Source organism: Haladaptatus rarus (genome assembly GCF_054177585.1).
The window spans coordinates 17,244-28,856 of record NZ_JBPEHG010000008.1; the positions used below are offsets into that span (position 1 = coordinate 17,244).

General features: G+C 56.6%; 11 protein-coding genes and 1 pseudogene. 8 read left to right on the plus strand and 4 right to left on the minus strand.

Features of this window, described 5'->3' with window-relative positions:
- Positions 1-91 precede the first annotated feature (91 nt).
- Positions 92-382: pseudogene (locus ACR3FE_RS16975) on the plus strand (DUF7961 domain-containing protein); the annotation flags it as partial.
- Here the strand turns inward: ACR3FE_RS16975 and ACR3FE_RS16980 are convergent.
- The 3 genes from ACR3FE_RS16980 to ACR3FE_RS16990 all read right to left on the minus strand — a co-directional run bounded on the left by ACR3FE_RS16980 (position 318) and on the right by ACR3FE_RS16990 (position 3,486).
- Entirely contained in the window at positions 318-1,217 is a 900-nt protein-coding gene (locus tag ACR3FE_RS16980; RefSeq protein ID WP_458208791.1) for a hypothetical protein, read from the minus strand. The pseudogene ACR3FE_RS16975 and the gene ACR3FE_RS16980 overlap by 65 nt on opposite strands.
- Positions 1,177-2,619, minus strand: coding sequence for an amidase (locus ACR3FE_RS16985; protein ID WP_458208557.1), 1,443 nt, complete (start codon positions 2,617-2,619; stop codon positions 1,177-1,179). The genes ACR3FE_RS16980 and ACR3FE_RS16985 overlap by 41 nt, the downstream gene beginning before the upstream one ends.
- A gap of 93 nt (positions 2,620-2,712) precedes the next feature.
- The gene (locus tag ACR3FE_RS16990; RefSeq protein ID WP_458208559.1) at positions 2,713-3,486 is read right to left on the minus strand and encodes a fumarylacetoacetate hydrolase family protein; all 774 of its coding nucleotides are present in this window, start codon (positions 3,484-3,486) and stop codon (positions 2,713-2,715) included.
- Between the two features lie 227 nt (positions 3,487-3,713).
- Between ACR3FE_RS16990 and ACR3FE_RS16995 the strand changes: the two genes are divergently transcribed.
- Together ACR3FE_RS16995 and ACR3FE_RS17000 are read left to right on the plus strand one after the other, a co-directional pair.
- The gene (locus ACR3FE_RS16995; protein WP_458208561.1) at positions 3,714-4,502 is read left to right on the plus strand and encodes an HpcH/HpaI aldolase family protein; all 789 of its coding nucleotides are present in this window, start codon (positions 3,714-3,716) and stop codon (positions 4,500-4,502) included.
- Between the two features lie 110 nt (positions 4,503-4,612).
- Positions 4,613-5,467, plus strand: coding sequence for a fumarylacetoacetate hydrolase family protein (locus tag ACR3FE_RS17000; RefSeq protein ID WP_458208563.1), 855 nt, complete (start codon positions 4,613-4,615; stop codon positions 5,465-5,467).
- Between the two features lie 29 nt (positions 5,468-5,496).
- Here ACR3FE_RS17000 and ACR3FE_RS17005 read toward each other — a convergent pair whose 3' ends face one another.
- The gene (locus ACR3FE_RS17005; protein WP_458208564.1) at positions 5,497-6,315 is read right to left on the minus strand and encodes an aldo/keto reductase; all 819 of its coding nucleotides are present in this window, start codon (positions 6,313-6,315) and stop codon (positions 5,497-5,499) included.
- 301 nt (positions 6,316-6,616) lie between these two features.
- Here ACR3FE_RS17005 and ACR3FE_RS17010 point away from each other — a divergent pair, with 301 nt between their 5' ends.
- From ACR3FE_RS17010 to ACR3FE_RS17030, 5 genes are all read left to right on the plus strand, one after another.
- Positions 6,617-7,282 (plus strand): thioredoxin family protein, encoded by a 666-nt coding sequence (locus ACR3FE_RS17010; RefSeq protein WP_458208566.1) that lies wholly within the window; start codon positions 6,617-6,619, stop codon positions 7,280-7,282.
- A 201-nt stretch (positions 7,283-7,483) separates the two neighbouring features.
- The gene (locus ACR3FE_RS17015; RefSeq protein WP_458208567.1) at positions 7,484-8,389 is read left to right on the plus strand and encodes an ABC transporter permease; all 906 of its coding nucleotides are present in this window, start codon (positions 7,484-7,486) and stop codon (positions 8,387-8,389) included.
- A gap of 2 nt (positions 8,390-8,391) precedes the next feature.
- Positions 8,392-9,432: an ABC transporter ATP-binding protein gene (locus ACR3FE_RS17020; RefSeq protein ID WP_458208568.1), complete on the plus strand. Its 1,041-nt coding sequence runs from the start codon at positions 8,392-8,394 to the stop codon at positions 9,430-9,432.
- Positions 9,433-9,569: 137 nt separating this feature from the next.
- The gene (locus ACR3FE_RS17025; RefSeq protein WP_458208569.1) at positions 9,570-10,454 is read left to right on the plus strand and encodes an oligopeptide/dipeptide ABC transporter ATP-binding protein; all 885 of its coding nucleotides are present in this window, start codon (positions 9,570-9,572) and stop codon (positions 10,452-10,454) included.
- Between the two features lie 109 nt (positions 10,455-10,563).
- The gene (locus tag ACR3FE_RS17030; protein WP_458208570.1) at positions 10,564-11,562 is read left to right on the plus strand and encodes an ABC transporter permease; all 999 of its coding nucleotides are present in this window, start codon (positions 10,564-10,566) and stop codon (positions 11,560-11,562) included.
- Positions 11,563-11,613: the final 51 nt, after the last annotated feature.

Genomic DNA, 11,613 nt, shown 5'->3' on the forward strand with positions numbered 1-11,613 from the left:
CATGGACTGGTCATCCACGAGTTGGCGCACCGTCGAGATCACTGATACGCAGGCGTTCTGGTCGCTAGTATCCAACCACTTTCCGAATACTGAAATCGACGTGAAAACATCACGGGACGTCTCCGCATTCCGGCCTGCGAACATTCTCGCAAACGACCCCGACGACGACAGCATCGTCATGGTCTGGCATCGCGACAACGAAGACGCACTCATTCTCCCCGGCTGGGAGCGGACTGAAACCCTGAAATCGAAAGTCACGACGCAGGACGCCTACTCGGGCGAGGACCCGGCGAAACTCGCACATCTTGCTGCCCGCCCTATGAACGAGTTACATGATCTGGGGCCGAACATAGTCGGTCGAGTTCAGCACGTATCGCATCCTGCTCGCCACGCTCGTCCTCCCCGTCAGTCGCAGCTGCAACTACACGCGAGATATCGACGACTAACCCGTCATCCGGCGCGTCTTCGTAGTCGTACGTCTTGGCGAGATTCGCGTTTTCGAGGAAATCGACATCCGTTTTGCTGATCGTCGGGACATCCACCCGAACGGCCTTCGCTCCAGTCCCCTCCACGGTCGTTGCCGTGAATCCCTCTGCCTCGATGATCTCGGTCATGTACCGCCGAATCGTATCGACGCGCACGGCCTCGGCAGTGCCGAACACACGCTCCCGGATCTGTTCTGCGGTCAGCCGATATTTGCCGCCCATATCAGCGTCCATGGCGAGCCGCACGAGCGCGACTTTGATCCCCTCGATCGTGTCGGCCTTCGACAGGTCGGCGAACTCGGAGTCCGCCTGCAGCCGATCGTACTTGGGGCCAGCCAAGATCCCCGGCAAGCCCAGCTGTTCCATATTCCGTCGAACGTGCTCACGCGGCAGGAACACGTCCGGCGTCGTCGGACTCTCCACATACCCCACCGTGTCGTGGTCGAGTACTTTCCGGGCTAACTTCGCACGAGTCTTCTTCGTTGTCGTCTGTGGCTGCTTTGTTACGGCGGCGATGAGTTCGTCACGGCGGACTGGATACCCGTTATCAAATTTGTTCGCGAGTTCCGACCGAATACCGGCGACCTTCTGCTCGACCGAACTCGCATCACCCCGCTTAATGCGTGCGTACAGCTCGACCTGCTGCAGTTTCCGACGGAGCCGATCACATCGACCGTGCTGACGAACGCTCTCAGTTCGGATACATATCGTGCCACGGCCGCTTGCGTTCAAAGGCGGCACTCGCGGCTAATACGTCGTCATCGGCGTGACGTCGACCGACGATCTGCATGCCAACCGGGAGATTGTCGTCAATGAATCCGGCTGGAATCGACGCGGTCGGATGGCCGGAGAAGTTGAACGGTTGGGTAAGCAACCACCCGCGCAGCGGTTCGATCTCCGCCCCATCAATTTCGGATGGGTAGTCACCGTGTTCGAACGGTGGAACCGCGAGCGTCGGTGTGACGAGGCAGTCGTACTCGCGGAGGAGATCAACAATACCGTCGTACACCCTGGTTCGAACCACATCTGCGCGTTTGTATTTGCGAGTCGAAATCGGATCCGATTCGAGGATGGTCTCGATAGTGATCGGACGTAGCTTCTCGCGATCTTCGCCCCGGAGATCGAATCCGTGTTTGTCCTCTAGATTATCAAATAGGGATTCCCAGCTCACCTTCGCGAACGTGTAGAACGCGTCGAGGATCTCATGGCGATCGCATCCAAAATCGGGATCGGTTCGCTTGACCGTCGCGCCCGCCTCCTCGAAGGCACTTACCGCGTCGTCCACCACTGTTCGCACTTTGGGATCGATTGGATACGTGTCGAGGTCGGGGCTGTACGCGATCGCCAAATCGTCAATCGGCCGCCGCGTTGCCGACACATAGTCGATTCCCTCGTCCGGGAGGCTGAACGGATCACCCGGATGTGACCCCGCCATCACGTCGAGCATGAGGGCCGCATCCTCGACGGTGCGAGCCATCGGCCCCGTGTGGGAGAAGGGCGTGAGATCGGCGAACGCGTTGGGACGCCCCGTTCTGGGGACGCGGCCGAACGAGGGCTTCAGACCGAACACCCCGCAGCATGACGCTGGGGTTCGGATAGAACCACCGGTGTCCGACCCCTGTGCGAGCGGGACGAGCTGGTCGGCGAGCGCTGCTCCAGCACCACCAGAGGAGCCACCGGCTATTCGCTCCAGGTCGAACGGTGTCCCCGTCGGGCCGAGAACCAGATTGTCAGTCGTACAGCCAAGTCCGAACTCAGGCGTGTTGGTCTTCCCAACCACGATGGCGCCAGCGTCCTCGAGCTGGGTCACAAAGGGCTCGTCTCGCTCAGCGATATTGTTGGCGAACAGCTGAGAACCAAACGTCGTACGCACGCCAGCCACGTCGTCGAGATCCTTGATCGCCACCGGGACGCCGTGGAGTGGGCCGAGCGATTGACCTTCTATGACTGCACGTTCAGCTTCCTTCGCGGCCTGACGGGCACGGTCGGCAGTTACTGTCACGAAAGCGTTTGTCCGATCGTTTCGTGCCTCGATTCGTTCAAGTAGGGCGTCAACTACCGCAACGGGTGAGCACTCGCCGTCCCGTATCCGTCGAGCGATACCGGCTGCAGAGAGTGTGTGATACTCTACCATGCTATTGGTACTCCGATGCTACGCAAAAAGATTCCTGCGTTAGAGCGAAACAACTCTCTCCGTTGATCGGCCGAAAAGTACGGATCAAAGTGCTTAGTGATCGGGCATAAAGTCGTGCTCGATGTCCCCCGTAAACTCCTTAGCGACGAAATCGTTACGGAGCGTCCCGACGCCTTCAATCGTGATCTCGATGGTGTCGCCGTCGCTAATTGGACCAACGCCAGAGGTAGTGCCCGTTGCGATCACGTCGCCGGGTTCGAGGGTGACGAGCTTCGTGATCTCTTCGATCAATTCGGGGACGGAGAAGATCAGATTGTCGATGGTGGATTCCTGTTGGACCTTGCCGTTTTTGCGAAGTTCGATCGACGCATCCTTAGGAACGAGATCCGGTGACGCGACGACGGGACCCATAGGTGCAGCGTTGTCGAAGGACTTCCCTCTGACCCAGTTCTGCTCCTGACGTTGGTCGTCACGATTCGAGAGATCGTTGACACAAGTGTAGCCCGCGATGACCTCCTCCGCCCGGTCAGCCGGAACGTTGCGACACTGTTCGCCGATGACAACGCCCAGTTCGGCCTCGTGGTCAATCCGCTCTTTGTCCGGTGGAAGCGTGATGGTGTCGCCATGGGCGGCGAGTGTGTTCGGTGCCTTGAGGAACAGGAGCGGCCGCTCAGGAACGTCTGAATCAGTCTCTTCGGCATGGTCGGCGTAGTTTAGCCCGATACAGACGATCTTGCTCGGTTCGACCGGTGGTAGAATCGTCACTTCGTTCAGGTCGTACCGTTGGTTCGAGAACACCACGCCATCCTCCACCCATTCTCCGAGACGTATTGAACCGGCTGGATCTCGGAATCGAACGCGTTGCATAACACCGTACATGTGATACGCTAGACCAAAAATATTAGTTATCCGGTAAATTCCGGGATTTCAAGCGTTGAGAGCAGTTTGATACTGAGTGGCATACAACGTTGTTACTATTGGATCCACTCATATCGCATACGTAGCAAGCGTAGAGACCGAACGATGAGGAGAGTACGTGACGGGTCTTGTTGACATACCACTAGATTGAATGAGCTACTCGTCGTGAAAGGCATATGGCTGAACGCCGCTATCTCAGTAATCTCATCAACGAGCGACAGGTGGTGCTCGGCGCCAGGGCCACAACCACGGCGCCCGCCGTCGTCGAATTGTACGGCGCTATCGGTTTGGATTTCGTCTGGCTCGATCTTGAACACACAGGCGCGAGTCCCACCGATAGCCGCGTAGTCGAACGGCTAGCACGAGCGGCCGATGCGTCGGGAATCGATCCCCTCGTGCGACTCCCGACGAGCAATCCGACTGTCGTTCGAAAAGTGCTTGGAACCGGTATTCGGTCGATCCTGATTCCACGTATCGACGCCCCGTCAGAGATCCGGCGCGCAATCGAGGCATCGCGGTTCGTCTACGACGGGAAGCCCGGCGCATATGGTGCAAGTGCAGGACGAGGTAGTATGTGGGGGACTCGATCGGCCGTCCAGGTGGCCGAGCACGACGAGACAGTATCGGTAGGATGTATGATCGAGACGCAGGCGGCCGTCGAGAATATCGAGGAGATATTAGCCGTTCCAGAACTCGACTTTGTCTTCATCGGCCCCTCGGATCTGTCCGTCTCGCTCGGCCACCCACTTGAGCAGAACCACCCCGACGTTCAGCGCACGGTTGAGCGGGCCAAAAACGCGTGTTTCGACGCGGACATTCCCGTCGGATACGTCACCGATGACACCGCTGACGCTGAATCGGCCATTGACGAGGGCTATCGGCTGCTCCGAATAGGCGACGAGTTGGGATCAGCCCGAAGCGTCCTCAGGTCGCGATTCAACGCGCTCCGACCGGAACAGCGGTAGACGAACTTCCCAGGGGTCTATGCACACGGGTAGGCAAGCGTATCCACAAGATTGGTGTATGCTAACACAACACAATATCTTTAGAGTACGTCGTCGATTGTGTGGATGCCATGCGCTTGCTCAGATTTGCAACGGAGGATGGCGTTCGGGTCGGTGTCTCCCAAAATGGGGTGGTCGAAGACGTTACTGAGAGGGTCGATGGATTCAGTGACTTACTCGAGCGAATGACGAAGGGTGACTCCGTGCCGGAGAGTAACGAGACATACGAGCCGGCGGCGATCAGTTATCTCCCGCCGACAACGCCGGTGAACACGGTATTCGCGGTGGCCCTCAACTATCACTCCCACATCCAGGAGGCTGGGGTAACCGACAGGGAGTTCGAGCGGCCGCTGATTTTCCTCAAACTATACCGCTCGCTGGTTGGACACGGTGAATCCATTCAGTACCACCGGGATGTCGTCGAGCGCCTCGACTACGAGGGTGAACTCGCCGCAGTCATTGGCAAACCGGCGCGAAACGTCTCGGTGGACGAGGCCTTAGACTATGTCGCAGGGTACACGATTCTCAACGACGTGACCGCTCGGAACGTCCAGCGTCTTCGTGCCGGTGAGAGCGACGCACTGGACTGGTTCTCCTCAAAAGCCATGGAAGGAACGACGCCGGTCGGCCCGACGGTCGTGACGACTGATGAAATCTCAGATCCGCAGTCGTTACGCATCACGTCCCGATACAATGGTGACGTGATGCAAGACGAAGAAACGAGTCTGATGATCTACAGCACGGCAGAACTGGTCGCCTATGCAGCGAGTCGGCTGACGCTCCATCCCGGCGACGTGATTGCGACCGGAACGCCAGAGGGTGTGGGTGAGTTCCAGAACATTTCCATGACGGAGGGCGATACCATCGCGGTTGAGATCGGCGGAATCGGTACACTCTCGAATACCATTGGTGAATCAGAGGAGTAACGAACTTCGTCCGAAGAGCAGGGTTACGATCACCAGTCCGGGGCATAGTCAGGATCGTACTGACGCTCGTCCCGATCCAGTGAGTCAATCGTCTTGATATCCGTATCGTCGAGGTCGAGACATTGTGACTCCCAGTTGTCTCGGATGTGTTCTTCCCCGGTGGCCTTCGGGATCGAGGGGATGGCCTTCTCCCGGTGCCATGCAAGGGTGACCTGTGCTTCACTGACTCCGTGTTTCGCCGCAATGTCCTGAATTTCCGGAACATCGAGCACTGCCCCATTTCCTAGCGGTGCGTACGCAACGGGGGTGATGTCGTGAGTTGCACAGTAATCACGGAGTCCCCGCTGTGGGAGGAGCGGATGAATTTCCACTTGGAGAGCGCTGATTGGCACGTCCGACGCCGCCTGTGCCTCGTCCAGCAGCCCCGGCGACAGGTTACATGCGCCAATCTGATCCGCAACTCCGTCGTCATGGAGGTCGGCGCACGCCCGAAATGTTATCTCGGGGTCGTAGCCACCGCTTGGCCAGTGAACGCCATACAGGAGGTCGACACGGTCAACATCGAGTCGGGTCAGACAGCTGTGTACACCCTCGATTACGTCGTCGTAGCTATATCCAGCGGCGAACTTTGGATGGAGTACCTTCGTCGCTAGGAATATGTCCTCCCGAGGGACGTCGGAATTGGCAATTCCTTCGCCCACCGCTTCCTCATTTCCGTACGCTTCCGCGGTGTCGATGTGACGGTAGCCGATCTCAAGCGCCGTTCGAACGCTCTCTCGACACTGTTCGTGGTCGGTATTGCGGTACGTTCCAAGGCCGAGCATCGGAACGGCCGAGTGTGCAGCCATAACGGGACTTACACTCGCTGAGCGGACGCAAAAGGATTGCGCCAATTAAACGATCAATGCCCAATAGTACACGAGCGAATTGACCGATACGAAACAACCGAGGGACACCAATCAAGTCGAGATCGAGAATGAGTGTGTTAGGTGACTTGAATGCTTCGTCGAGTACACGCTATCGGGGGTCTGATTACTACGCTCGCGATTCGTCTCCTCCGGAATGTTACGGAGTGGCAACCAGCATCTAACCCCATCGGAGAGTTGTCTACTCGATAGGTGTATATCGAATAGCGTGTTACCTCCTCGCATGGGGGATTCAACCAACAACGAATTGTTCTTTTCGAGCGGCGTCTTGGTCGAACGAGATGATACAGTCACCTTATCGGACGACTTCGAGTCGACACTTGAAGAGTACCGGGCGACGGTTTCGGAATTATCTCAGAAGGAACTGTCACGTTTAATTAAAAAACGGGTGAACACGGACACAATGATCGAACCCTTCGTCCGGCTCGGGGAGAAAGATTCGAGAGCCATCGGGGAGCTCTGTGCGCTCTACGATTGTCTGGAACCGTCGTCCGATGAGGATTGGATAGCGCTCCTCCCCGTACTCCGATTCTTCCGAACGCGTTCTGTCCCAACCCACGGAGCTCCCGAACCGTTTGTTTCGATCCCCGCGAACCTCGTACCCCACCTTGCGGAAATCTACGACCCCATGCTGGTGTACGTCTGGCTTGACGACTGTCCCCCATGTGATGCGCTCAAACAGGAACTCGAATCCATCTTTGAACGGCCACGGGAGGTCATGCCGTTCGCAGTGTATGGCCCCGACGACAGGCAATTCCTCGCAGAGATGTACGATGTCACCGCTGGTCCGGCGATGCTCTTCATGCGGAGCGGGAATGTCGACGCGAGGCTCTATGGAGCGTACGAGCGTGCAGTAATCAAAGCAGAGCTGAGAGCAATCCATCGATGACACGCTCGCTGACCGTTCAAATTACACCGAGTACCTAACACCAGTGTGTTCGTTTACTCAGTAGTTTAAACCGCCGAAATCAGCAGAGTGAGAGCATAACACCGAAATTCTTAATAGTGTACGACAATTGTTCTCAATCCGCATACGAGGGGGACCCAGCGCTGGGGCAAAAGATGACGATTCAACGGGTTGGAGGGGCGTATGAGTGTGACTAATGCACTCCGAGACGTCAAGGAGAGTGATTTGGGAATAGTGTTTGCGGGCACAATGCGGAAGTTACTCCGGGAGCGAATCACCAAGTTTGCCTTCGTCACCCTCCTCATTATCCTCATTTTAGGGCTTGTCGGCCCAGCCATCGCGCCGTACCAGTTCAACGCACAACAACGCACCGAGAGCGGCGAGCTGAAACGCTACGTGAAACCATCGCTGGAACACCCACTGGGGACAAACGACCGTGGAGAGGACGTGCTCTCTCGGCTATTGTATGGTGCGCGAACCACCGTCGTCACCGGCCTACTCGCGGGCACGATTATGCTCACCGTCGGACTCTTCGTCGGGGTGACCGCAGGGTACGTCGGTGGCAAGACTGAGAGTCTCCTTATGCGGTTTGTCGACTTCATGTACGGAATTCCGTTTATTCCCTTTGCTATTGTGCTCATCACGTTCTTCGGTGCGGGCTTTTACACCATGATCGCGATCATCGGGTTGGTACTGTGGAGGTTCATCGCCCGCGTCATCCGGTCACAGGTGCTCCAAATCAAGCAACGGCCGTATATCTTGGCGGCAAAGGCGTCCGGTGCGAGCACGCCGTGGATTATCAGGAAACACATCCTGCCCAACATCGCCAACATGGCCGCGCTGTTTTTCGCTATGGGCGTGGGCCTGGCGATTCTCGAACAGGCAGGACTGTCGTTCATTGGCGTGACTGACCCCTTCAACCCCACGTGGGGTATTATGCTCCGAAACGCTCACCAGTCGGGGCGCGTGGTCGACGCGTGGTGGTGGTCGTTCCCACCGGGAATCATGATTTCGTTGACGGTTTTATCGCTCTATCTCCTCGGCCGGGGCTACGAGGCGACGGGTGGCGATAACGAGGTGGTAGTCTAACGATGACCGAACCGATCCTGGAGGTCGAGGACGTGACCATTAAATACCGAACGCGAGGTGACAGCGACATCTACGCGGTCAACGATGCCTCTTTCGAAATTCACGAACACGACTATTTCGGGCTCGTTGGGGAAAGCGGCTGTGGGAAAAGCACCATTGCTGACTCTATCGTCGGCGGGCTAGATGACAATGGCGAGGTTGTCTCGGGGACGATCAAGTACAAAGGAACGGAGATACAGGACTACTCAGAATCGAAGTTCAACAAGGAGATTCGTTGGAAGGAGATCTCGGTCATTCCACAGTCGTCGATGAACAGTCTCGATCCGGTGATGCGCCTCAGTGAGCAGGCCATCGAGATAGCGAAGTACCACACGGATCTGAGCGAGTCCGAAGCAGTGGAACGTCTCAAGGAACTATTCGAGGTGGTTGGCCTCTCTGAGTCGCGCATCCACGACTACCCCCATCAGTTTTCGGGTGGGATGCAACAGCGAACCATCATCGCATTCGCGCTCTTCCTCCGCCCCAGTCTAATCATCGCCGACGAACCGACGACGGCGCTCGATGTGATCATGCAGGATCAAATCCTCGATCACATCAACCAGCTAAAAGAGGACTGGGACATCAGTATGCTCCTCATCACACATGACATCTCAATCGTCTTCGAAAATTGCGATACGATGGCGGTAATGCACGGTGGGCAGATGGCGGAAACCGGAACCGTCGTCGATGTCTTTGATGAACCGAGACATCCCTATGCCATCCTCCTGCAGAACGCCTTCCCGGACATCCGATATCCAGATCGGGAACTGACCGTCATCGAGGGGCACCCGCCGCAGCTGCTGGACAAACCTGACTACTGTACGTTCGCCGACCGATGTCCGTGGTCTGTCGAGGACTGTCACGCTGGTGCCCCGCCCCCGGAGAAGGTCGAGAAGAACGGGGGACATCGCGCGTGGTGCATTCGGGCTGACGAGATGGACGTGCTCGCTGCGGATCACCTCGCGGCGACTTCCGACACGAAGAACATCCTGGAGGACAACTGATGAGTGATGAAACGCCGGTATTGGAGCTTCGGTCACTCGAGAAACACTTCAATGCCTCACCGGGTATCTATCGAGCGATCAGACACCGACTGACGGGTGAGGGATTGACGCTTGTTCGGGCAGTCGACGGCGTGAATATGAAACTCCGGAAGAACCAGGTTCAGGGCGTCATCGGTGAGAGCGGTTGTGGGAAGACTACTCTCCTCCGAACGATTATTGGCATCTACCAGCCTAGCAGCGGGGAAATATTGTTCCGTGGTGAGCCAGTGTCGGAGTTCACCAAAGAGGAGTGGAAGGACTTCCGGCGACAGATTCAGATTATCTTCCAGGATCCGTTCAATTCGTTGGATCCGAAGTTTAGCGTTCGGCGTACATTGGCCGAGCCGCTGGAAATACACAACATCGAATACGACGAGGAACGAATCGAGGAAATGCTGAACGCCGTCGGACTAACCCCACCTGAGAAGTATACCACCCGATTTCCGAACCAACTCTCAGGCGGTGAGAAGCAACGCGTCGCCATCGCGAGAGCGCTGATCACTGAACCAGAGGTGGTCTTGGCAGACGAACCAGCGTCGATGCTGGACGTCTCTACACAGGCAGAGATACTGAACCTGCTGAACCGACTCACGGACGAGTTCGGGGTCTCGATGATCTACATCTCTCATGACCTCTCGACAGTCTCCTACATTTGTGATAAAATCAACGTGATGTACCTTGGGCGGGTCATCGAGGAGGCGCCGACGAAAGAGCTCATCGTCGATCCGAAGCACCCATACACACAGGCTTTGATTCAATCCATTCCGATACCGGATCCCCACTACCAGCGGGAACGGACGAAGCTTGGCGGCGAACCAGGGGATCCGATCAATAAACCTAGCGGTTGCCGGTTCAAAGATCGGTGTCCGATGCGGATGGATATCTGTGATGAGACCCCATACGACATCCAACTTGAGGATAAGGTGAAACACACCGTCGCCTGCCACCTCTACTATGATCACCCGATCGGGAGGGCACAATGAAAATCGACACGACCGAAGGAAGAATGCTCGGCGAACTGAATCACGTGAAGCCAATGAAGATACACGCAATCTTCTACGCCTTCGGAACCTCGTCGGCTGAGGTGACAGCATGAGCCGCCTCCGCTACTTCGTGAAACGGACGATAATTACTGGCGTGCTTATATTTCTCGTGGCGTCGGCACTATTCATCTTCTTCCGTCTAATGCCCGGCGACTATACATCGTTGCTCATCCAGCAAGGGATGACTGCGGATCAAGTCGCGCGACTGGAGGCGAAGTGGGGGCTGAACCAACCGCTCTACAGACAGTACATCAACTACGTGCGGAACCTCCTGACTGCGGACGCTGGCGTGTCGTTCCGTCACGGCACACCGGTCTGGGAGCTGGTACGGCCACGAATCCTCAATTCATTCATCCTCGTCGCACCCGCAATCACCGCGACGTACTTGATTGGTGGTTTACTGGGCGCGATTATCGGTAGATACCGGGGCGGCCCACTGGAAAAGACGAGCATTATCGGTGTCTCAGTGTTCCACTCAATCCCCGATTTCTTCCTCGGAATTCTCTTAATCGCGGCATTTTCCGAGACATTGAATATCTTCCCAACTTCGGGAATGCTGTCGACCAGAACCTCGATTTTGATGCAGAACGAGCCGTTCTACGAGCTCTTACTGCTGAAGGAGTTTTGGATGCACTACGCACTCCCCTTTACCACGATCACGCTCTACTTCATGCAGTATCCGGCGCTCATCATGCGGAACAGCGTCGTAGAGGTCAGTGGTCAGGAGTTCCTCCACTATCATCGCCTGAAGGGACTACCGCGGCCGCGACTATTGTGGAAACTTATCCGGCACGCATCCCTGCCAGTAGTGACGCTGTATCCCATCTCGCTGGCGAGCGCCATCAGTGGCCTCGTCCTTATCGAGGTGGTGTTCAATTGGCCGGGTATCGGACGGCTTCTGGTGGATTCCGTACTCGCTCGCGACTTCCCGGTCATCCAGTTCGTCTTCCTGATTGCCGCGGTCTGGATTATCCTCGGAAACTTCCTTGTCGATCTCCTCTACGGTGTAATCGATCCCCGTGTGTCTGTCGAGGGTGAAGCCGAATAGAAAGGTGACAGATTTCACCCAAGCTCTTGTCCCGTTTGTCGTATTATAAAT

What these genes read in the sequence shown, in the direction of transcription:
- ACR3FE_RS16990 (WP_458208559.1), bottom strand. Translation starts at nt 3,486, where the DNA reads ATGCAACGCGTTCGATTCCGAGATCCAGCCGGTTCAATACGTCTCGGA.
- ACR3FE_RS17015 (WP_458208567.1), top strand. Translation starts at nt 7,484, where the DNA reads ATGAGTGTGACTAATGCACTCCGAGACGTCAAGGAGAGTGATTTGGGA.
- ACR3FE_RS17010 (WP_458208566.1), top strand. Translation starts at nt 6,617, where the DNA reads ATGGGGGATTCAACCAACAACGAATTGTTCTTTTCGAGCGGCGTCTTG.
- ACR3FE_RS17020 (WP_458208568.1), top strand. Translation starts at nt 8,392, where the DNA reads ATGACCGAACCGATCCTGGAGGTCGAGGACGTGACCATTAAATACCGA.
- ACR3FE_RS17000 (WP_458208563.1), top strand. Translation starts at nt 4,613, where the DNA reads ATGCGCTTGCTCAGATTTGCAACGGAGGATGGCGTTCGGGTCGGTGTC.
- ACR3FE_RS17025 (WP_458208569.1), top strand. Translation starts at nt 9,570, where the DNA reads ATGAAACTCCGGAAGAACCAGGTTCAGGGCGTCATCGGTGAGAGCGGT.
- ACR3FE_RS16985 (WP_458208557.1), bottom strand. Translation starts at nt 2,619, where the DNA reads ATGGTAGAGTATCACACACTCTCTGCAGCCGGTATCGCTCGACGGATA.
- ACR3FE_RS17030 (WP_458208570.1), top strand. Translation starts at nt 10,564, where the DNA reads ATGAGCCGCCTCCGCTACTTCGTGAAACGGACGATAATTACTGGCGTG.
- ACR3FE_RS16995 (WP_458208561.1), top strand. Translation starts at nt 3,714, where the DNA reads ATGGCTGAACGCCGCTATCTCAGTAATCTCATCAACGAGCGACAGGTG.
- ACR3FE_RS17005 (WP_458208564.1), bottom strand. Translation starts at nt 6,315, where the DNA reads ATGGCTGCACACTCGGCCGTTCCGATGCTCGGCCTTGGAACGTACCGC.